This window comes from Variovorax sp. J22G73 (assembly GCF_030317035.1).
In the GTDB taxonomy this organism is placed as follows: Bacteria; Pseudomonadota; Gammaproteobacteria; order Burkholderiales; family Burkholderiaceae_C; genus Variovorax.
The window spans coordinates 1-19,112 of record NZ_JASZYK010000009.1 but is presented as its reverse complement, the minus strand read 5'-3'; the positions used below and the strand labels follow the sequence as shown (position 1 = coordinate 19,112).

Here is a 19,112-nt window from a genome sequence, read left to right as displayed (position 1 = left end):
GCCTTGCCCAGGGCAAGCGCTTACCCGAAGAACCAGTAGCAGACCGCGACAGCGGCCACCACCCCGGCTACCTCGGCCAGCAACGCACACGCCACCGAGTGCCGCGCCCGCTGGATGCCAACCGCGCCGAAGTACACCGCCAGCACATAGAACGTCGTCTCGGTGCTGCCCTGGATGGTGGCGGCCACCAGCGCGGGGAAGCTGTCGACGCCCTGTGTCTTCATGGTCTCGATCAGCATCGCGCGGGCCGCGCTGCCCGAGAAGGGCTTGACCAGCGCGGTGGGCATGGCGTCGACGAAGCGCGCGTCGAAGCCGCCCGCGGTCACCAGCCAGCGCAGGCCGCCCAGCACGAAGTCGAGCGCACCCGAGGCGCGCAGCACGCCGACCGCGCACAGCATCGCCACCAGGTAGGGCAGCAGGTTCTTCGCGATGTCGAAGCCTTCCTTCGCGCCCTCGATGAAGCATTCGTAGACCTTGATGCGCCGCACGGCACCCGCCAGCAGGAACACCAGGATCACGCCGAACAGCGCCAGGTTGCCCAGCAGCGACGACAGCGAGGCGATGGCCACCGCCGACAGCGTGCCCAGCAGCGCCATGAAGCCACCCAGCAGCAGCGCGCCCGGCACCAGGTAGGCCAGCACCACCGGGTCCCACAGCCGCAGGCGCTGCACCAGCGCCACCGACAGCAGCCCGACCAGCGTCGAGGCACTGGTGGCCAGCAGGATCGGCAGGAACACCATGGTCGGGTCGGCCGCGCCCTGTTGCGCGCGGTACATGAAGATGGTGACGGGCAGCAACGTCAGCGACGAAGCGTTCAGCACCAGGAACAGGATCTGCGCGTTGGTGGCCGTGACCGGATCGGGGTTGAGCCGCTGCAGCTCGCGCATGGCCTTCAGGCCGATGGGCGTGGCGGCGTTGTCCAGGCCCAGCGCGTTGGCCGCGAAGTTCATGGTGATGAGCCCCAGCGCCGGGTGCCCCGCCGGCACGCCCGGCATCAGGCGGCTGAACAGCGGCCCCAGCAGCCGCGCCAGCCAGCCGACCAGCCCCGCCGCCTCGGCGATGCGCAGGAAGCCCAGCCACAGCGTGAGCGTGCCGAACAGCAGCACCATCACCTCGACCGCCAGCCGCGCCATGGTGAACAGGCTCTCGACGATGGCCGCGAACACCGTCGGGTCGCCCCCGACGAGCCACCGCCCCAGCGCGGCCAGCGCCGCCATCGCGAAGAAACCCAGCCACAAGCCGTTGAGCACGCTTCTTTTCCCTTTTTGGTGCGCGATCATAGGCTGGCCACCCATGGCATTCGCCTGCGCAATCCCCTGCGCATTCGCCTGCGCAATCCTTCACGCATTCCCCCGCGCCGCGAGCTACAGTTCGGGCCATGCGCGCCGCCACCCTCCGTCGACTTGCCAGCCTGGCACTGGGCGCGGCCACGCTCTGGCTCGCCGGCTGCGTGAGCCTGCCGCCCGGCAAGCCGATGCCGCTGGTCAAGGCCTACTCCGACACGGAAGTGTCACAGACCGAGCTGGCGCAGCTCGCGGCCAAGGGCACGCCGGGCGGCTCCACCACGCTGTCGGGCTTCAGGCTGCTGCCGGAGGCGGCCTTTGCCTTCGACGCGCGCATTTCGCTGGCGCGACACGCCGAGAAGTCGCTCGACGTGCAGTACTACCTGATCCAGAAGGACGACGTCGGCCTGCTGTTCCTGAAGGAACTGCGCGAGGCCGCCGCGCGCGGCGTGCGCGTGCGCCTGCTGGTGGACGACCTGTACACGGCCGGCGAAGACGAGGTGTTCGGCACGCTGTCGGCGTTCCCCAACGTGGAGGTGCGCCTGTTCAACCCGCTGCCGTCGCGCGCGGGTTCGCTGTCGGCGCGGCTGCTGCTGTCGCTCACCGACTTCGGGCGCATCAACCACCGCATGCACAACAAGCTGCTGGTGGCCGACAACAGCTTCGCGGTCTCGGGCGGGCGCAACATCGCCAACGAGTACTTCATGCGCAGCACGGCGGCGAACTTCATCGACATGGACGTGCTGTCCAGCGGCCCCGTGGTGCGCCAGATGTCCGAGGGCTTCGACCGCTACTGGAACAGCGAGCACGTGCGCCCCATCGAGCAGATCGCGCCGCTGCGCATGCCGGTGGAAGAGGCGCAGAAGCGCTTCGACGCCATCGCGCGCACGGCCGTGCCCGACGTGGCCATGCACCAGCGCGACGTGCTCAACAAGCCGCCGGTGGGGCAGGAGCTGATCACCGGCAACGTGGAGCGCTACTGGGCGCCGTCGACGCTGTTCGTCGACTCGCCCGAGAAGATCACGCGCAAGGCCGACGCGGCCTACGAAGGCAGCGTGACCGAGGGGGCGCTGGGCGCCATCAATTCGGCGAAGCGCGAGGTGAAGATCGGCTCGCCGTACTTCATTCCGGGCGCGCACGGCATGGCGATGATGAAGAAGGCCATCGAGAACGGCGGGCGCGTCACCGTGGTCACCAATTCGCTGGGCGCCACCGACGAGCCGCTGGCCTATGCGGGCTACGAGCGCTACCGCGCCGACATGCTGAAGATCGGCGTCACCATCTACGAGATCGCGCCCACGCTCACCGGGCGCTCGGGCCGGTTCGGCGACTTCGGCAAGTCGATCAGCCGGCTGCACGCCAAGCTCGCGGTGATCGACGACGACCGCTTCTTCGTCGGCTCGATGAACCTCGACCACCGCTCGGCCGCCGTCAACACCGAGATGGGGCTGCTCATCGACAGCCCCGAGCTGGTGAAGGACTACGACAAGCTCATCAGCGGCGAGCGCGTCAACCTCGGCTACCGGCTGCGCCTGGGGCCCGACGGGCGGCGCGTGCAGTGGCTCGAATACGACGATGCGGGCGGCGACATCGTGCACGAGGACGAGCCGGGCGAGTTCCTGTGGTTGCGCTTCAAGAACTGGCTCCTGCTGCCCATCGTGGGCGAAGAACTGTTGTAAGTACGGGTCGGCGCGCGCCGATTTGTCATCTCCAAAACGGTCGGTTGCGTTACATTTCTAGTAGAAATGTGAACTTTTGTGACCGCATTCCGGAGACTTCGACCATGACCGATCCCTTGCCGCGCGAGTCGATTGCGCCGCTTTCCACCAGCCGTCGCCGAGCGCTGACGGGCCTGGCCGCCACCGCGGCCAGCGCTGCCGCAGGCCTGGGGTTCCCGGCGTTCGCGCAGGGCCGCGCGGTGCGCATCGGCACCACCTTCGACAACAGCAGCGTCGAGAAGGCCAACGGGCAGGGGCTGTTCCAGGGGTCGAGCGCCTTCTTCGCGGCGCTGAACAAGGCCGGCGGCATCAACGGCACCAAGGTCGAGCTGGTGATGGCCGACGACACCTTCAAGCCCGACGTGGCCAAGGCCAACGCGCTGGCCTTCGAAAAAGACAGCTCGGTGCTCGCGCTGCTGCACCCGCTGGGCACGCGCCAGACCGCCGAGGTGATGGACGCGGTGCCCGGCATGGCCGTGGTCGGCCCCATCACCGGCACCATCTCGCTGCGCAAGAAGACCTCGCCCAACACCTTCTGGGTGCGCGCCAACTACGACCAGGAAGTCGACAAGCTCGTGAGCACGGCCGCCGTGCTGGGCCAGAGCCGCATCGGGCTCGTGCACTCCGAAGACCCGCTGGGCCAGTCGGTGCTGGCGGCTTTCAAGAACGCGCTGGCCAAGGCCAAGCTGGAACCCGCGGTCATCGCGACCACGCCCAACACCACCAGCATGGAAGTGGGCCCCGCGGCCGCCGCCATCGCCAAGGCCAAGCCGCAGGTGATCGTGGTGGGCCTGGCCGGCACGGCGCCGGTGTTCCTGAAGGCGCTGCGCGAGGCGGGCAACAGCAGCTCGGCGTACGGCCTGTCGATCACGGCCAGCGCGCTCGCGGCCATGGGCGACCTGGCCAAGGGCCTGGGCTTCGTGATCGTGGTGCCTTCGCCGTACTCGACCCGCTTCGAGATCGTGCGCCGCTACCAGGCCGACATGGTGGCCAGCGGCGTGAAGGACTTCTCGCTGACGAGCCTGGAGGGCTACATCAACGCCGCCGTGCTGGCCGAGGGCATGCGCCGCGCCGGCGGCTCGCTCACGCGCGCCTCGGTGATGTCGGGGCTGGCCAGCATCGAGAACTTCGACATGGGCGGCGTGAAGATCAACTACGGGCGCACCAACCGCGAAGGCGGCCAGTTCGTGGACGTGGCGGTGATCGGCAGCCGCGGGCAGATGTTGAGCTGAGCCGAACCCGCGCTCCCGCGGGTAGCGCCTGCGGCTACTTCCACTCCGCCAGCGCGTGGTTCGGAAATGGCGCCGCTACAGTGCAAGCCACCTGCACTGCCGGAGCCTGGCGCCCATGGACGATGACTTCCTGCTGCTGAACGGCCTTTTGCTGCTCGGCTTCGTGACCTGCGCGGCGCTCGCGCTGGCCGCTTTCTTCGCATGGCGGCGGCCGGTTGCGCAAGGGCGCATCGGCGCATTGGAGGCCGGCCTTGGCTACGCGCTGTGCGTGGCCGTGGTGCCGCCGGCCGTGTGGTGGTGCGTGGGCACCTACCTGCAGGGCCTTGCGGGCCTGCGCGACGGCGCTCCCTCGTTCTGGACGCACCTGGCGGACATCGGCGTGACCTTCATCGTGTTCGCGTGCCTGTGGATCTCGTGGGCCGTGGCCTTCGCGCTCGCGTGCCTCGCCGCGTGGCGCTTCAGCGTGTGCGCCCGGCGCTGCCGCGAACAGGCGGTGGGCTGAAACCGGGGCGGCGCTCCAAGCGGCCGCATCGGCTTGCACCTCAGGCGGCCACGTCCTCGGCGATGCCCACGCCGAGCAGGCCTTCGAGCAGGCCGCGGTCCGCCGCCAGCGCCGCGCTGGTTCCCGCGTGCACCACGGTGCCGCGCTCCAGCACGATGGCCTTGTGCGTCATCTCCAGGGCCAGCACCGGGTGCTGCTCGACCACGATGGACGCCAGCCCTTCCGACTCGCACAGCCGCCGGATCGCCGCGGCCAGTTCCTCCACGATGATCGGCGCCAGCCCTTCCATGGGCTCGTCGAGCAGCAGCAGCTTCGGGTTGGTCATGAGCGCGCGGCCGATGGCCAGCATCTGCTGCTCGCCGCCCGAGAGCTGGTTGCCGTAGTTGCCGCGGCGCTCGCGCAGGCGCGGGAAGAAGTCGTACACGCGCTTCAGGTTCCAGGCGCCGAAGCGCGCGATGACGGTGAGGTTTTCTTCCACGGTGAGCGAGGGGAACACCTCGCGCTCCTGCGGCACCCAGCCCAGCCCCGCGCGCACGCGCTGGTGCGAGGGCCAGCGCGTGATGTCCTCGCCCTGCCAGCGGATGGTGCCCTGCATCACGCGGGTGTTGCCCATGAGCGTTTCCAGCAGCGTGGTCTTGCCCACGCCGTTGCGCCCGAGGATGGCGAGGCTTTCGCCCTGCTGCAATGAGAAGTCGAGGCGGTCGAGGACCACGGCGTTGCCGTAGCCGGCCGTGAGCCGCTCGAACGAGAGTGCGGGTGCGGGTGCGGGTGCTTCAGGCATGGTGATGAGAACTTCCCAGGTAGACCTCGCGCACGCGCGGGTCGGCGCCGATTTCGCCCGGCGTGCCTTCGGTGAGGATGCGACCGCCCACCAGCACCGAGATGCGGCGCGAGAAGCGGAACACCAGCTTCATGTCGTGCTCGATGAACAGCACGCTGATGTCGTCGGGCAGCGCCGCAATGGCTTCGAACAGCTCGCCGCTCTCGTCTTCCGGCACGCCCGCGGCCGGCTCGTCGAGCAGCAGGATGCGGGGCCTGGCGGCCAGCGCCAGCGCAATCTCGAGCAGGCGCTGCTTGCCGTAGGGCAGCTCGGCCACGGGCACGTCGGCCAGGCTGTCGAGCTTGAGCGTGCCGAGCAGCGCATGCGCCTCGTCGAACACGGCCGTGCAGCCTTTCAGCGGCCGCCACCAGGTGGCGCCCAGCCCTTCGCGCTCGCTGATGGCCAGCACCACCGACAGCAGCGGCGTGAGGCTGGGAAACAGCGTGTTGATCTGGAAGGTGCGCGCCAGGCCCATGCGGGCGCGCTTGTCGCAGGGCAGGCGCGTGATGTCGCGATCGCCCATGTGGATGCTTCCGCTCGTGGGCTTGAACACGCCGGTGAGCAGGTTGATGAGCGTGGTCTTGCCCGCGCCGTTCGGGCCGATGAGCGCTTGCCGCGCGCCGGGCTCCAGCGAGAGGTTGACTTCGCTCACCGCCTGGAAGGCGCCGAAGCGGATGCCCAGGTTCTGCGTGCGCAGGGTGTGGGTGGTCGAACTGTTCATCGCGCCTTTCCCGTGCGAACGAAGCGCGACAGCGCCCCCATGATGCCGCCGCGCCCGAGCATGACGGCCGCGATCAGGAAGATGCCGAGCCAGAACATCCAGTACTGCGGGTTCATGTCGGCGAACATGTCGTGCATCAGCATGTAGACGATGGCGCCGATCATGCCGCCGTACAGCCGCCCGGTGCCGCCGAGCACGAGGATGATGAGCACCTCGGCCGAGCGGTTGAAGCCGATCGATTCGATGCCCACGAACTGCGTGGTTTGCGCCAGCAGCGCGCCGGCCACGCCGGCCACCGCGGCCGAGAACGCATAGGCCATGCGCAGGCGGGCTTCCACCGGCGAGCCGATGGCCAGCATGCGCTTGCGGCTGTCGTGGATGCCGCGCAGCGCCAGGCCGAAGGGCGAGCGCAGCACCAGCCGCACGAGCAGGAACATGGCCAGCACCACGCCGAAGGCATAGCAGAACGCGGTCTTGCCGTAGAGGTCGAAGTCGAAGAAGCCGAGCACCGGCGCGATGACCACGCCCTGCAGGCCGTCGGTGCCGCCGGTGATGCCCGAGAGCCGGTTGGCCACCTCGAACAGCAGCACGCACACGCCGATGGTGATCATCAGCCGCGTGAGGTCGGCACCGCGCACCACGAGGTAGCTCAGCGCATAGCCCAGCAGCCCGCTCACCACCAGCGCGAACACCAGGCCGGTGAAGGGCTCGCTCCAGCCGTACTTGGCGAGCAGGCCGGCGGCGTACGCACCGGCGCCGAAGAAGGCGGCATGGCCCACGGTGAGGATGCCGGCGTAGCCCAGCGCCATGTCGAGCGACACGGCGAACAGGCCGAAGATCATGATCTGGCTCATGAGCGTGAGCTTGTCGGGCAGCAGGAAGAAGCTGGATGCGAGCGCGAGCCAGAAGGCGATTTCGGCGATGCGCAGCTGCGCGGGGGAAACGCTCAAGGCCTTCATGCGACCCCCTTCTTGGCGACGATGCCGTGGGGCCGCGCGAGCAACATGACGATCATGAAGACATAGATGAGAAAGGCGCCCGCTTCAGGCCAGTAGTACTTGCCCGCCACGTCGACGATGCCGACCAGCAGCGCCGCGATGAAGGGCCCGGTTACGGTGCCGGCGCCGCCCACGCACACCACCATCAGGAAGTACACGAGGTACTTCAGCGGGAACGAGGGCTCCAGCCCGAGCATGCCCAGGCTCAGCGCGCCGCCCAGGCCCGCCAGGCCGCAGCCCAGCGAGAAGGTCAGGAAGAACAGGCGCTGCACATGGATGCCGGTGCCGCCCGCCACGCGCTGGTTGTCCACCGCCGCGCGCACCATCGCGCCGTAGCGCGTCTTGCCCAGGCCCAGCAGCAGCGCGACCAGCACCGCCACGCCGCACACGATGAGGAACAGCCGGTAGCGGCCCACCTCCAGCCCCAGCAGCGACACCTGGCCGTCGAGCGCAGGCGGCAGCGTGAAGGGCTGCATGGTCGGGCCGAAGAAGTAGGTGAACGCGGCAATCGACACGAACACCACGCCGATCGACAGCAGCACCTGGTCCAGCGGGTGCGCGCGGTACAGCCGCCGGTAGAACACCAGCTCCAGCGCCGCGCCCACCACGGCGGCAGCCACGAACGCCGCCGCGAGCGACAGGCCGAAGCCCAGGCCGAAGTGGTTCATGAGCACGCTTGCGGCGTAGCCGCCCACCATCGCGAAACTGCCGTGCGCGAGGTTGACGAAATTCATGAGCCCCATCGTGATGGACAGGCCCACGCCGATGAGGAACAGGAGCATGCCGTAGGCCACTCCATCGAAGATCACGATGCCCATGAATTTCCTGCTTGCTGCGTGCTGGCTGGCGGGTGGGGGGACGACCGGGGTTGCCGGTCGTCGGTCCCTTTACTTGGCTGCGGCTGCGCCTTCCTTGGCCGGGTCCTTCACGCGGTCGAACTTGTCGAACTCCACGTTCACCAGCTGGCCGTTCACGCGCTCGGTCTTGCGGATGTACACGGTCTGCACGATGTCGCGCGTGACCGGGTCGATCTCGATGGGGCCGCGCGGGCTCTCGAAGCTCAGGCCCTTCAGCGCGTCCATGAACTTGTCGCCGCCGGCGTCGCCCTTGGTCTTGGCCAGCGCCAGGTCGATGGCGGCCATGGCGTCGTACGCCGTCACGGCGAAGTAGCTCGGGCGCAGCTTGGCGCCGTTGTCGGCGGCGAAGTCTTTCACGAACTTCTGGTTCTTGGGCGAGGGGTGCGCGAACGAATAGTGGTGGCTGGTGACCAGGCCCAGCGCCACGTCGCCGGTGGCGTCGAGGTAGCTGTCGTCGGTGGCTTCGCCGGTGGCGTACAGCTTGATGCCGGCCTGCTCCATGCCGCGCTCCTTCCACACCTTCAGGAAGGCCGGCGGCATCACGCCCGAGGGGAAGAAGAAGAACACGGCCTGGGGCTTGGCGTCCTTGATGCGTTGCACGTAGGCCGAGAAGTCGGGGTTGTTCATGGGCGTGCGCACTTCGCCCGACACCTTGCCGCCGCCGGCGGTGAAGGTCTTCTTGAAGGCGGTTTCGGCGTCGACGCCCGAGGCGTAGTCGGCCACCACGGTGTACGCGTCCTTCACGCCTTCCTTGAGCATGTAGCGCGCCATCGGGTCGGTGACCTGCTGCACGGTGAACGACAGGCGCGCCACGTACGGCGAGCTGGTGGTGATGGCCGAGGAGGCCGCGTTCATCACGATGGTCGGGATCTTGGCCTGCGTGGCGATGGCGCCCACGGCGTAGGCGTTGGGGCTGAAGTCCAGCCCGGTGAGGATGCTCACCTTGTCGCGCACGATGAGTTCCTGCGCAATGCGCTTGGCGGCGTCGGGCGCGGGGCCGGCGGTGTCCTTCTTGATGATCTCGACGGCGCGCCCGCCCACCTTGCCGCCGTGCTCCTTCAGGTACAGGGCGATGCCGGCGTCGAACTGGCGGCCGTAGTCGGCGTAGGGGCCCGAGTAGGTGGCGATGAGGCCGATGCGCAGCGGCTCGTCGGCGGCGTGCGCCGTGGCGCCCAGCAGGCCGAAGCCGGCCAGCATCAAGGTCGAGAGCAGGGTTCTCTTGGTCATCTTCATTGGCTTCATCGGCGTCATTTGGAAAGGCCTTTCAGGTGGAATGAATCAATGCGCCCGCTCGGGCGCCGCTGTCGTGTAACCGGATGTGGGCAGCGGGCGATGATGCCCGAGCCACGCGTCAGATCTGCGTTTCGGGCACGCGCACCGTGAGGCCTTCGAAGGCCGCGGTCACGGTGAGCTGGCAGCTCAGGCGCGAGCCGGGCCGGCGCTCGGAGGCCACCGCGTCGAGCAAGGCGCTTTCCATGTCGTCGGGCGGCGGCAGCAGCGCGAGGAAGGCGTCTTCCACGTAGACGTGGCAGGTGGCGCAGGAGCAGCAGCCGCCGCACTCGGCGTCGATGCCGCGCACGTTGCCGCGGATGGCGGTCTCCATCACGCTCGCGCCGAGCTTGGCGTCGACGTCGCGCGTGGTGCCGTCCTTGAGGATGTAGTGAATCGTGGGCATTCTTGTGGGGGCTCGTTCAGAACATGTCGAAGTACTCGCGGTGTTCCCACTCGCTGACTTCGAGGTTGAAGCGGGCGATTTCCGCTTCCTTGATGTGGCACAGGTAGTCGACGAAGGTCTTGCCCATCTGCGCGTTGAGCATCTCGTCCTTGCGCAGGCAGGCGAGGGCGTCGCCCAGCGAGCGCGGCAGTTGCTCGGCCGGCGTTTCGTACGGCGCGTCGGCCGAAGGGCCGGGGTCGATGCGGTTCCTGATGCCGTCCAGGCCCGAGAACAGCTGCGAGGCCAGGTACAGGTACGGGTTGGCCGTCGGCTCGCCCACGCGGTTCTCGATGCGCGAGGCGTTCTGCCCCACGCCTCCCAGCACGCGCAGCATGGCGCCGCGGTTGTCCTTGGCCCAGATCGCGCGGTCGGGCGCGAGCGAGAACGGGCGGTAGCGCCGGTAGCCGTTGATGGTGGGGCTCGCCAGCGCGGCCGCGCCGCAGGCGTGCGCCTTCAGCCCGCCGAGGTAGTGCATGCCGATGTCGCTCAGGTGCCGGCCCTCGGCCTCGGGCATGAACGCGTTCACGCCGTCGCTCTTGCGCCGCAGCGACTGGTGCAGGTGCCAGCCGCTGGACATCACGTTCGGGATCTTCGGGCGGCACATGAAGGTGGCGTGCAGCCCGGCGCGCTGGCAGATCTGCTTGATGGCGCTGCGCAGCAGCACCATGGTGTCCGCGGGCATCACGCCGGCGGTGGGGCCGAAGGTCAGCTCGAACTGGCTGGGGCCGAACTCGATTTCGAGCGAGCGCAGCGGCAGGCCCAGCGCGACGAGCTGCGAGCGCAGCAGCTCCATCAGCGTGTCGACGCGGTCGTAGCGCAGCTCGGTCAGGTACTGGTGGCCGTGCGACAGCAGCGACACGCGCGGCGGTTCGCCGGGCTGGCCCGAATCGCCCAGGCCCATGCGCGCGTCGTCGAGCTTGAAGACGTGGAACTCCACCTCCAGCCCGGCGATGAAGTCCAGCCCCAGTTCGTCGAGCTGGCGCACCGCGCGCTGCAGTATTTGCCGCGTGGCGAAGGGGCAGGGCGCGCCGTCGGCCATGTAGGCGTCGCACAGCACCCAGCCGGTGCGCGGCGACCATGGCAGCACCTTGAAGGTGGCGGGGTCGGCCACCACGGTGAAGTCGGCGCCGCCCTGCAGGCCCTCGATGGCGAAACCGCCGTTGGCACTGAACACCGGGAACACGGTCTTGTGCGAGGTGTCCTTGGCCAGCAGGGTGGAGGTGAGGTTCACGCCCTCCCACAGGGCCGAGCGGGCCTCGGTGGCCACCAGCGTCTTGCCGCGCAGGATGCCGTGCTGGTCGGGCCAGGCGAAGCGCACGAGGTCGACCTCGCCGCTGTCGATGCGGCGCACGAGTTCGCGCGCCTGCGCATGCTGGTCGTCGGACCAGAGACCGAAGCGGTCGACGAATGTGTGGCTCTTGCTGCTCATGGTGCTTCAGGCAACAAGCCGTGAAAGGCGTGCAGAGGCCCAGTCGGACTTCTCGCGCCGCGCGCGGTCGGCGTCCTGCCAGTAGGCCTCGGTGGACGCCTCGTCGCTCACGTTGCGGCCGATGCCGTCGATGGAGGGCGGCCCGGTCATGGCGCTGGCCTGCGCGGCGTCGATGAGCATCGGCGCGGTCTCGCCGGCCAGCGTGGCCTCGATGGCCTTCACCAGCACGCGGCGGTAGGCAATGATGCCCTTGTCGGTGCTGCCCAGGTGCTCGCGCGTGCGGTCCTGAATGGCGCCCTGCGACTCCACCGCCCACTGGTCGTGCACGTTGATGTCGTCGCCCATGCCGGTGTAGGTTTCGGTCAGCTGCTCGTCGATGCTGTAGCCGTAGTTGTTGCGCTTGTTCTTGCGCGAGGTGTAGTCGGGCAGCTCGTAGAGCTTCAGGCGCTGGTCGCGCATCTGCTGCTTGTCCACCGGGCCGGTGAAGCTGGTGAACACGGCGTACCAGTAGCAGTGCGTGTCGTCCACGGGCACGTGCCATTGCGAGATGGTCATCTCCGCGCTCATGGGGATCACGAAGGCTTGCGGGAACACCACGTTGGTCACGCGCACGTGGGTGGTGTCTTCGCCGAGCTTGCGCAGCGCCTTCAGGCGAAAGCCGTAGTCGGTGGGCTCCACGCTGATGTCGGGGCGGTCGTATTCGCGCAGCACCTTGGTGATGGGCATGTCGGAGTCGGCCGAGGCGCCGCGGAACTGCTTGCCGTAGCTTTCGGACGTGTCCTCGTCCTCGAAGAAGCGGTGCAGGTACGAGGCGTGCGCGGGGTCGATGCCCACTTCGAGCGCCTGCAGCCAGTTGCACTCGAACAGGCCCTTGAACGCGAAGGTGTGGCTGTCGGGGGCAACGAAGCAGTCGAAATCAGGAAAGGCGGGGGGCTCGCCCTCGCCGATGTACGCGAACACCATGCCGGCCTTCTCGACCACCGGATACGCCGACTGCTTGATGCGGCTGCACAGCTTGCTGGTGGCGGGTTCGGCCGGGGTTTCGAGGCAGTTGCCCTTGGCGTCGAACAGCCAGCCGTGGAAGGCGCAGCGGATGCCGCCGTTTTCCAGCCGGCCGAAGGCCAGGTCGGCGCCGCGGTGCGGGCAGTCGCGGTCGAGCATGCCGAGCTGGCCGCTCTCGTCGCGGAACAGGACAAAGTCCTGCCCCATGAGCTTCACCGGCTTGACCGGGCGCGGGCCGGCCAGCTCGTCGGCCAGGGCGACCGGCTGCCAGTAGCGGCGCAGCAGCTTGCCGGCGGGGGCGCCGGGTCCGACGCGGGTGATGAAATCGTTCTGCTCTGCGCTGATCATCGTGCGGGCTCCATCGTGGGTGCGGTCAAAAGAAGTTTGAATCGCCATTGCATGCAACTGTATGCATTGTCTTGGTGATCGTCGGCTCCGGTCAAACTTGCGGGGCTGTTTTTGCCCTGAATCGGGGCGTTGAACGCCCAAAATCAGGGTAAATACTCAGGCTTCCGTTAGTTTTTGACACTTGATATCTAACAGTGCATGCAACAACCGAGCCAGGGTAAATCTGCTGCGTGCAATGGCGGCGGCGTCTCCTAGAATCCGCCGATGGACTCCCAACAATCCCGCGTGCTCGTGCAACTGCGCGACCTGATCCTCAAGGGCGAATTCGTGCCCGGAGAGCGGCTGGCCGAGATCCCGCTCGCCGAGAAGCTCGAGGCCTCGCGCACCCCCGTGCGGCTGGCGCTGGCCAGCCTGGAGCACGAAGGTCTCATCGAGCAGTCGCCCAGCGGCGGCTATCAGATGCGCCGCTTCACCTCGCAGGAGGTGGCCGACGCCATTCGCGTGCGCGGCGTGATCGAAGGCTTTGCCGCTCGGCTGCTGGCCGAGGACGGCGCCTCGCGGCAGCTGCTGCGCGACCTGAAGGAATGCCTGGACGACGGCGACCGCGCCGTGAACAAGCCGAGCATGGAAATCGACGACTACGCGGCGTACGTCGAGATGAACGACCGCTTCCACAAGCTGATCCTCGAAGGCTGCGGCAACCTCGCGCTCAAGCGCGTGATGGACATGCTGGGCGGCCAGCCCTTCGCCGCACCGAGCGCGATGCTGCCGATGCAGTCGTCGATGGAAGAGGGCCAGCAGTGGATGCGCCAGGCGCACCGCACGCACCACGCGATGGTGCAGGCCATCGAGCGCGGCCAAGGCTCGCGGGCGCAGGCGCTGGGCGAGGAGCACGTCGAAATCGCGCGCATGAACCTCGACTACGCGCTGGAACGCCCCGAGCTGGCGGCCGAGCTGATGCCGGGCATTCGGCTGGTGTCCAAGGGCCGCAGCAGCTGAAAAGGCGTGTGCAACTGCCCAGTCTGTAAAAGACTGGACGGTATTTCGGCGGGCATGTCGTCTGGTCGGCGACGCGCAAGACTAGAATTTCGGGCATGAGTGCCACCGTCCCCGCCAAGACCTCGTTCAAGGAACAGATGCTGCAGGCCCGCGAGGAGGCCATCGTGCAGACCGCCAACCGCCTGCTGGCCGAAAAGGGCTTCGAGTCGATGACGGTCGACGAGGTGGCCGCCACCGTCGGCATCGCCAAGGCCAGCCTGTACAAGCACTTTCCCAGCAAGGAAGACCTGGCCGCCGCGGCCATGGTGCGCATCATGCAGCGCACGCTCGACTTCGTGGCGGCGGTGCCGGCCGGCGACAAGCCCGTCGACAGGCTGCGCGCCGTGGTGCGCTGGTCGATGCAGGTGCAGCTGGCCGGCGAAATGCCCTCGCTGCCGCACCAGAACTCCACGCTGCGCGCCGCGCTGATGAACAACCGCGGCTACCTCAACCGCCTGGTGACCCTGAGCGACACGCTCGGCGGCTGGATCCAGGCTGCGCAGGCCGACGGCTCGCTCAACCCGAAGCTGCCCGCGATTGCCGTGCTGTACACCTTGTATGCGCGCGCCTGCGATCCGGTGCTCGGCTTCCTGAAGGCGGGCGGGTTGCAGACCGACGAGCAGATCGTCGAGCTGGTGCTCGCGACCTGCTTCGAAGGCATCGCCGCGCGCTGAACCGGCGGCGCCACCGCCACCACCACCGTCGGCGCCTCAGCTGCTGAGCGCGCGCCGCGGCGTGACCACGGCCTCCACCGCTGCGCCCACGGCCAGCAGCCGGTGGTCGGTGTTGCCGATGCCCGCCACCATCAGGCCGACCGGCGCGGTGCCCGCGTCGTGGCAGGGCACCGAGAGCGCGCAGCCGTCGAACAGGTTCACCACCGACGGGTTGCGCAGCATGCGGGCGTTGATGCGGTAGTAGGTCTCGTCGTCCTTCAGCACCTCGGCGATGGGCGGCGCGATGTCGGGCGTGGTGGGCATCAGCATGGCGTCGTAGCCGGCGGCGGCGGTGTTCACCGAACGGATGAACTGGCGGCGCAGCGCCTGCAGCTGCAGGTAGTCGGGCGCGGTGATGGCCTCGCCGGTCCTGATGCGCGCCAGCACGCGCGGGTCGTACCTGGCGGCGCCGGTCTTGATGAACTCGCGGTGCCAGGTGAAGGCCTCGGCGGCGGTGATCATGCCGCGCGGGTTGATGGTCGGGGCCTTGGCGAACTCGGTCATCGGCAGTTCGGTGACCGTGGCACCCGCCGCCGACAGCTTGGCCAGCGCCGACGCGAACGCCGCCGCCACGGGCGGCGACAGCTCGTCCTGGAAGAAGGTCTTGGGCACCGCGAAACGCAGTCCGCGCAGGGGCAGCACGCGCAAGGGGCGCGACAGCTCGGCGGCCAGCACGGCGTCGAGCAGGGCGCAGTCTTCGACCGTCCAGCCCATCGGGCCGGCCGAGTCGAAAGAGGTCGACAGCGGCAGCACGCCGTCCAGCGGAATGCGCCGCTGCGTTGGCTTGAAGCCCACCAGGCCGTTGAGCGCGGCTGGAATGCGCAGCGAGCCGCCGGTGTCGGTGCCGATGGCGCCCGCCGCCATGCCGTCGGCCACCGAGATGGCGCCGCCCGAGGTGGAGCCGCCGGGGATGCGGCCGGTCGCGCGGTCGTAGACGTTCTTCGGCGTGCCGTAGTGCGGGTTGATGCCCAGGCCCGTGTAGGCGAACTCGACCGTGTTGGTGCGCCCGACGATGATCGCGCCCGCGCGCCGCAAGCGCTCGACCACGAGTGCGTCGCGCGCGGCCGGCGGCTGCCCGGCAAGCACGGTCGAGCCGCCGAGCGTGGTGACGCCGGCTTCGTCGAACAGGTCTTTCAGCGAAATCGGGATGCCGGAAAGCGGCGAAGCGGCCGCCCGGCCGGCCTTGCGCTCGGTGTCCAGCCGCGCGGCGGTGGCGCGGGCCGACTCGGCGTGCACGCGGATGAAGCTGCGCGCGCCTTCACCGGCAGGGTTCTGGATGGCGGCGAGCGCTTCTTCCACCAGCTGGCTGCTGCTGAGGGTGCCGGCGGCCAGGCGCCGCGACAGCTCGGCGATGGACAGCTGGCCCATGGCCTTGGCGGTGCTGCTGCCGCTGCCCACGCTGTCGGGTCGTTGGGCGAAGGCTTGGCGCCCTATGCCCGGCAGCCCGAGGACCGCGGCGGTGCCGGCGGCCTGTTTCAGGAAGCCTCGTCGTCCTTGTTCTTGCTGCGTCATGGCGCTCTCCTCTCCACCGGTGAGATGGTCTCGGGCCAGTCTACACAGCGGGCGCTGTAGGTGCGTTACCGGGCGTGCATGCCGCCGCGCCGGGTTTCAGCGCACCTCGATCAGCAGGTGGGGCTTGAAGCCTTCCTGTTCGCCGTTGCGCGCATAGCCCAGCGGGTTGGCCACCACGCGGCAGCCGTTCTTCACGTAGTCGGAGGGGCAGTGCAGATGGCCGTGCAGCCACAGCCTGGCGTGCGGAAGCAGTTCGTCCAGCCCGTTGCAGAAACCCGCCGTGCCGGGCGTGAGGCCGTAGCGCGGATCGCCGCTCTCGAGACTTGGCGCGAAGTGGGTGATGGCCACGGTGGTGCCGTCGAACGGCTCGTCCAGCGCTTGCGCCAGCCAGGTCTGGCAGGCCAGCGCCTGTTCCCGCAACTGCTCGGCGAGGAACAGCGCGCCGTTGCGGATGGTGGCCGCTTTTTCGAGGTAGAAGTCCGCGGCGCGCATTGCCTTGCCGCGCTTTTTCAGCGCCTCGCCCAGGCTGTCGGTGGGCAAGGCGAGTGCGTCGAAGTCGGCCCAGAGCGTGGTGCCGACGAAGCGGATGCCGCCGATCACGCGGGTCTCGCGCTCCAGCCAGAGGATGTCGAGCTCTTCGCAGAGCGCGCGCAGCCTAGCGTGGGTGTCGTCGAAGTCGAGGTTGTCGTACTCGTGGTTGCCCGGCACATAGACGACGGGCGTCGGCCAGCCGTTGCGCGGCGAGAAGCGGCCCAGGCCGAAGTCGGTGTCCGTCAGGCGGGAACCCTGCTGGTAGGAGCCGATGTCGCCCGCCAATATCAGCAAGTCGGCGCCCGGCACGGGCTCGGCCTGGAAGCGGGGATGGGACTCCAGGTGCAGGTCGGAGAGCAGTTGCAGCTTCATCGTCGGGGCAGTCTAGGTGAATTGCCCCATGCGTGAAGTGCATAAGGTCGAGCTTGTTTTACTAGGGATAACCCTTAATCTTGGAGCATCAGCAACTCAGAGCACGGCCAGAAGCCGCGCAACACCATGTTCAGCCTCATCGCCCAAGTGGCACGTTTCTTCCGTTCCTCCACCGTCAACGCGCCGGCCAGCCACGCCGCCAACCTGATGGAAAGCGCCGACATGCGAGCCGGCCGCGGCGCTCACGACGCGCAGGAACTGCGCGCTGCCGCCAGCGCCTGGCTCAGCGTCGTCCGCTGAGCCACACCGGTCAGCCGGGCACCTTCTGTCCGAGGACCGATCCGGCGAAGGCCGCGGCTGCGGCGCGCAACAGCGCGGTGCGCAGCCACTCGTGCGCATGCCCGTGCTGGGCGCGCCGGTGCCACACGGCATCCACATGCACCGGCGGCTGGTCGAAGGGCAGGTCGCGCAGCACCAGCTGGTCGTCGATGCCCGTCACGGTCACGAAGTGACGGGGCAGCACCGTCAGCAGGTCTGAATTGGCGACCACCCGGCCCGCCGTGAAGAACTGGTTGACCGTGACCACGATGCGCCGTTCGCGCCCCATGGCGCCCAGCGTCTGGTCGATGAAGCCGTACGGCCGCCCCGAAAAGCTCACCAGCAGGTGGCGCGCGGCGCAATAGTCGTCCAGCGTCAGCGGCGCATTCGCCAGCGGATGGCCGCGCCGCATCACGCACACATATTGGCCCAGGTAGAGCCGCTGGGTCTCGAACGCCACCCCCACGCCCGACTGCCCGCGCGCCGCGAGGCTGGCGATCACCGCCGGGAAATAGCCGACGGCCATGTCGACCTCTTCCTGCTCCAGCATGCGGCGCGGGTCGCGCGTGGTCAGCGGCAGCACGCGCAGCGAGATGGCGGGCGCTTCTTTTTCAGCGATCTGCACCAGGCCTGGAATGAGTTCGGCCGCGGTGGCGTCGGCCATTGCCAACAGGAAGGTCGTGTCGGCGGTGCCGGCATCGAACTCGCCGGGCGCCAGCGTGTGCTGCAGCTGGCGCAAGGCGTCGCGCACCGTCGGCCACAGGGCCAGCGCACGGGGCGTGGGCTCCACGCCCGCGCCCGAGCGGCGCACCAACTCGTCGCCCAGCACCTCGCGCAGGCGTCGCAGCGCGTTGCTCACCGCAGGCTGTGTGATCGAGAGGTTGCGGGCCGCGCGCGTGAGGTTGCGCTCTGCCATCACCTCGTCGAAGACGCGGAGCAGGTTGAGATCGAGTGTGCGAAAGTTGACGTCCATCAGTGATGTGAATGATAAACATCAGAAAGATAAAGTGGAAACGCACTAGGGTAAGCCCTAATATCACTGCATCGGCCTTGTTCGCCACCACTGATTTCCACTGTCCCCAAGGAGGGATGCATCATGACCAGCTTCGTCCACGTTGACCAACCTACTGTCCACCCCGGCGTGCGTCGCGCCGAAGTCCTGTTCGGCCAGATCCAGGCCGCCCGCGCCGGTGCCAACGGCGCCCGCCCGCTCATCGCCCTGCTGATCGTCGCCATCGCGGCGGCCGTGCTGGTGGTGACCGACTCGCTCGTGTCGAACTGGAACGAAGGCAGCGTGTTGGCTGTCTGGACCGTGTTTTGCCTTGCAGCCATCGGCTTGTTCGCACTGTTCGCCGGCTCGGTTCGCCAGAGCAGCGTCGCCGGCGCCTGGCGCGCCGCAGCACAACGCCGCGCCGCGGCCCGTGCCGATGCCCGCTTCCTGGAAACCGCCAAGAGCGATCCGCGCGTGATGCAGGAACTGCAAGCCGCCATGTGGCGCCAACAGTCGCAAGGCACGGTGGCTGCAGCCGACGTCGCCAAGATCGACGCTGTCGCCCGCATGACGGTGCGTTCGCAAGAAGCGCGCATGCCTACGCTGTATGAAGCGATGCGCCGCATGAACAGCTCGCGCTATTACTAAGCAGCGAACCGCTGGATGCAAGAGCCGCCTTCGGGCGGCTTTTTTGTTGTCCGCTTGCCTGGGGGGTCTCCGTCTCTATTAGTAGTGTGAGTCGTGAGCTGCCGGACCCAGTGGCCAGCCTGGCGGGCTGCAAGTGACTCTTTGGTGAAAATCTTCGCCTTCGTTGACCATTCCCTCGAAAACTGTGCATAATCGAGGGCTCGACTGACAGCCACTGCAAAGTGAGTCGCGGTGAGTTCTTCGGAATTGACTGCGAGTGAGTCGGGTAAAAAAACTTCCTTCGAAGTTGACGCGGTTTGAAAAAGCAGTGCATAATCGAAGGCTTCGCTGAAATGACTTCGGCGGCTGATTGCGAAAAGCGGTTG

General features: G+C 68.2%; 20 protein-coding genes. 7 read left to right on the top strand and 13 right to left on the bottom strand.

The features are described 5' to 3' along the window. Positions 1–20: 20 nt before the first annotated feature. On the bottom strand, positions 21–1,250 hold the full coding sequence (locus QTI51_RS27095) for a spore maturation protein (protein WP_116911913.1): 1,230 nt from the start codon (positions 1,248–1,250) through the stop codon (positions 21–23). A gap of 128 nt (positions 1,251–1,378) precedes the next feature. Here QTI51_RS27095 and QTI51_RS27090 point away from each other — a divergent pair, with 128 nt between their 5' ends. The 3 genes from QTI51_RS27090 to QTI51_RS27080 all read left to right on the top strand — a co-directional run bounded on the left by QTI51_RS27090 (position 1,379) and on the right by QTI51_RS27080 (position 4,735). After that, complete coding sequence (locus QTI51_RS27090) at positions 1,379–2,962, top strand: phospholipase D family protein (RefSeq protein ID WP_116911866.1); 1,584 nt, start codon at positions 1,379–1,381, stop codon at positions 2,960–2,962. Between the two features lie 104 nt (positions 2,963–3,066). Next, complete coding sequence (locus tag QTI51_RS27085; protein ID WP_116911867.1) at positions 3,067–4,233, top strand: ABC transporter substrate-binding protein; 1,167 nt, start codon at positions 3,067–3,069, stop codon at positions 4,231–4,233. A gap of 115 nt (positions 4,234–4,348) precedes the next feature. After that, a complete protein-coding gene (locus tag QTI51_RS27080) occupies positions 4,349–4,735 on the top strand; it encodes a hypothetical protein (protein WP_116911868.1) in 387 nt (128 codons plus the stop codon). 40 nt (positions 4,736–4,775) lie between these two features. Here the strand turns inward: QTI51_RS27080 and QTI51_RS27075 are convergent, their stop codons facing one another. From QTI51_RS27075 to QTI51_RS27040, 8 genes are all read right to left on the bottom strand, one after another. Further along, positions 4,776–5,516, bottom strand: a complete 741-nt coding sequence (locus QTI51_RS27075; protein ID WP_116911869.1) for an ABC transporter ATP-binding protein — start codon at positions 5,514–5,516, stop codon at positions 4,776–4,778. Then, positions 5,509–6,276, bottom strand: coding sequence for an ABC transporter ATP-binding protein (locus QTI51_RS27070; RefSeq protein WP_116911870.1), 768 nt, complete (start codon positions 6,274–6,276; stop codon positions 5,509–5,511). The genes QTI51_RS27075 and QTI51_RS27070 overlap by 8 nt, the downstream gene beginning before the upstream one ends. Further along, positions 6,273–7,235: a branched-chain amino acid ABC transporter permease gene (locus QTI51_RS27065; protein ID WP_116911871.1), complete on the bottom strand. Its 963-nt coding sequence runs from the start codon at positions 7,233–7,235 to the stop codon at positions 6,273–6,275. The genes QTI51_RS27070 and QTI51_RS27065 overlap by 4 nt, the downstream gene beginning before the upstream one ends. Continuing rightward, positions 7,232–8,092, bottom strand: a complete 861-nt coding sequence (locus tag QTI51_RS27060; protein WP_116911872.1) for a branched-chain amino acid ABC transporter permease — start codon at positions 8,090–8,092, stop codon at positions 7,232–7,234. Before QTI51_RS27060 ends, QTI51_RS27065 begins: the two co-directional genes overlap by 4 nt. A 69-nt stretch (positions 8,093–8,161) precedes the next feature. Continuing rightward, on the bottom strand, positions 8,162–9,364 hold the full coding sequence (locus QTI51_RS27055) for an ABC transporter substrate-binding protein (RefSeq protein WP_116911914.1): 1,203 nt from the start codon (positions 9,362–9,364) through the stop codon (positions 8,162–8,164). A gap of 118 nt (positions 9,365–9,482) precedes the next feature. Further along, on the bottom strand, positions 9,483–9,806 hold the full coding sequence (locus QTI51_RS27050) for a 2Fe-2S iron-sulfur cluster-binding protein (RefSeq protein ID WP_116911873.1): 324 nt from the start codon (positions 9,804–9,806) through the stop codon (positions 9,483–9,485). A 16-nt stretch (positions 9,807–9,822) separates the two neighbouring features. After that, positions 9,823–11,274 (bottom strand): glutamine synthetase family protein, encoded by a 1,452-nt coding sequence (locus tag QTI51_RS27045; protein ID WP_116911874.1) that lies wholly within the window; start codon positions 11,272–11,274, stop codon positions 9,823–9,825. A gap of 6 nt (positions 11,275–11,280) precedes the next feature. Continuing rightward, complete coding sequence (locus QTI51_RS27040) at positions 11,281–12,624, bottom strand: aromatic ring-hydroxylating dioxygenase subunit alpha (RefSeq protein ID WP_116911875.1); 1,344 nt, start codon at positions 12,622–12,624, stop codon at positions 11,281–11,283. 264 nt (positions 12,625–12,888) lie between these two features. On the opposite strand from QTI51_RS27040, the gene QTI51_RS27035 reads away from it, so the two are divergent. Then, positions 12,889–13,623, top strand: a complete 735-nt coding sequence (locus QTI51_RS27035) for a GntR family transcriptional regulator (protein WP_116911876.1) — start codon at positions 12,889–12,891, stop codon at positions 13,621–13,623. Positions 13,624–13,718: 95 nt separating this feature from the next. Further along, on the top strand, positions 13,719–14,336 hold the full coding sequence (locus QTI51_RS27030; protein WP_116911877.1) for a TetR/AcrR family transcriptional regulator: 618 nt from the start codon (positions 13,719–13,721) through the stop codon (positions 14,334–14,336). 36 nt (positions 14,337–14,372) lie between these two features. Here QTI51_RS27030 and QTI51_RS27025 read toward each other — a convergent pair whose 3' ends face one another. Together QTI51_RS27025 and QTI51_RS27020 are read right to left on the bottom strand one after the other, a co-directional pair. Then, positions 14,373–15,887 (bottom strand): amidase, encoded by a 1,515-nt coding sequence (locus tag QTI51_RS27025; RefSeq protein ID WP_116911878.1) that lies wholly within the window; start codon positions 15,885–15,887, stop codon positions 14,373–14,375. A 96-nt stretch (positions 15,888–15,983) separates the two neighbouring features. Then, entirely contained in the window at positions 15,984–16,790 is an 807-nt protein-coding gene (locus QTI51_RS27020) for a metallophosphoesterase (RefSeq protein ID WP_116911879.1), read from the bottom strand. 126 nt (positions 16,791–16,916) lie between these two features. On the opposite strand from QTI51_RS27020, the gene QTI51_RS27015 reads away from it, so the two are divergent. Then, positions 16,917–17,090, top strand: a complete 174-nt coding sequence (locus QTI51_RS27015; RefSeq protein WP_165840421.1) for a hypothetical protein — start codon at positions 16,917–16,919, stop codon at positions 17,088–17,090. Between the two features lie 10 nt (positions 17,091–17,100). Here QTI51_RS27015 and QTI51_RS27010 read toward each other — a convergent pair whose 3' ends face one another. Further along, positions 17,101–18,081, bottom strand: coding sequence for a LysR family transcriptional regulator (locus QTI51_RS27010; protein WP_116911880.1), 981 nt, complete (start codon positions 18,079–18,081; stop codon positions 17,101–17,103). Between the two features lie 123 nt (positions 18,082–18,204). Between QTI51_RS27010 and QTI51_RS27005 the strand changes: the two genes are divergently transcribed. Continuing rightward, on the top strand, positions 18,205–18,747 hold the full coding sequence (locus QTI51_RS27005; protein ID WP_116911881.1) for a hypothetical protein: 543 nt from the start codon (positions 18,205–18,207) through the stop codon (positions 18,745–18,747). Here QTI51_RS27005 and QTI51_RS27000 read toward each other — a convergent pair. Then, positions 18,744–19,112, bottom strand: a 369-nt coding sequence (locus QTI51_RS27000) for a hypothetical protein (protein WP_286516829.1), incomplete at its 5' end; no start/stop codon positions are given. The genes QTI51_RS27005 and QTI51_RS27000 overlap by 4 nt on opposite strands.

Coding starts and splice junctions, on each gene's coding strand:
- QTI51_RS27090 (WP_116911866.1), top strand. CDS start 1,379: ATGCGCGCCGCCACCCTCCGTCGACTTGCCAGCCTGGCACTGGGCGCG.
- QTI51_RS27055 (WP_116911914.1), bottom strand. CDS start 9,364: ATGAAGATGACCAAGAGAACCCTGCTCTCGACCTTGATGCTGGCCGGC.
- QTI51_RS27030 (WP_116911877.1), top strand. CDS start 13,719: ATGAGTGCCACCGTCCCCGCCAAGACCTCGTTCAAGGAACAGATGCTG.
- QTI51_RS27015 (WP_165840421.1), top strand. CDS start 16,917: ATGTTCAGCCTCATCGCCCAAGTGGCACGTTTCTTCCGTTCCTCCACC.
- QTI51_RS27085 (WP_116911867.1), top strand. CDS start 3,067: ATGACCGATCCCTTGCCGCGCGAGTCGATTGCGCCGCTTTCCACCAGC.
- QTI51_RS27025 (WP_116911878.1), bottom strand. CDS start 15,887: ATGACGCAGCAAGAACAAGGACGACGAGGCTTCCTGAAACAGGCCGCC.
- QTI51_RS27070 (WP_116911870.1), bottom strand. CDS start 6,276: ATGAACAGTTCGACCACCCACACCCTGCGCACGCAGAACCTGGGCATC.
- QTI51_RS27040 (WP_116911875.1), bottom strand. CDS start 12,624: ATGATCAGCGCAGAGCAGAACGATTTCATCACCCGCGTCGGACCCGGC.
- QTI51_RS27050 (WP_116911873.1), bottom strand. CDS start 9,806: ATGCCCACGATTCACTACATCCTCAAGGACGGCACCACGCGCGACGTC.
- QTI51_RS27010 (WP_116911880.1), bottom strand. CDS start 18,081: ATGGACGTCAACTTTCGCACACTCGATCTCAACCTGCTCCGCGTCTTC.
- QTI51_RS27060 (WP_116911872.1), bottom strand. CDS start 8,092: ATGGGCATCGTGATCTTCGATGGAGTGGCCTACGGCATGCTCCTGTTC.
- QTI51_RS27045 (WP_116911874.1), bottom strand. CDS start 11,274: ATGAGCAGCAAGAGCCACACATTCGTCGACCGCTTCGGTCTCTGGTCC.
- QTI51_RS27035 (WP_116911876.1), top strand. CDS start 12,889: ATGGACTCCCAACAATCCCGCGTGCTCGTGCAACTGCGCGACCTGATC.
- QTI51_RS27005 (WP_116911881.1), top strand. CDS start 18,205: ATGACCAGCTTCGTCCACGTTGACCAACCTACTGTCCACCCCGGCGTG.
- QTI51_RS27020 (WP_116911879.1), bottom strand. CDS start 16,790: ATGAAGCTGCAACTGCTCTCCGACCTGCACCTGGAGTCCCATCCCCGC.
- QTI51_RS27065 (WP_116911871.1), bottom strand. CDS start 7,235: ATGAAGGCCTTGAGCGTTTCCCCCGCGCAGCTGCGCATCGCCGAAATC.
- QTI51_RS27075 (WP_116911869.1), bottom strand. CDS start 5,516: ATGCCTGAAGCACCCGCACCCGCACCCGCACTCTCGTTCGAGCGGCTC.
- QTI51_RS27080 (WP_116911868.1), top strand. CDS start 4,349: ATGGACGATGACTTCCTGCTGCTGAACGGCCTTTTGCTGCTCGGCTTC.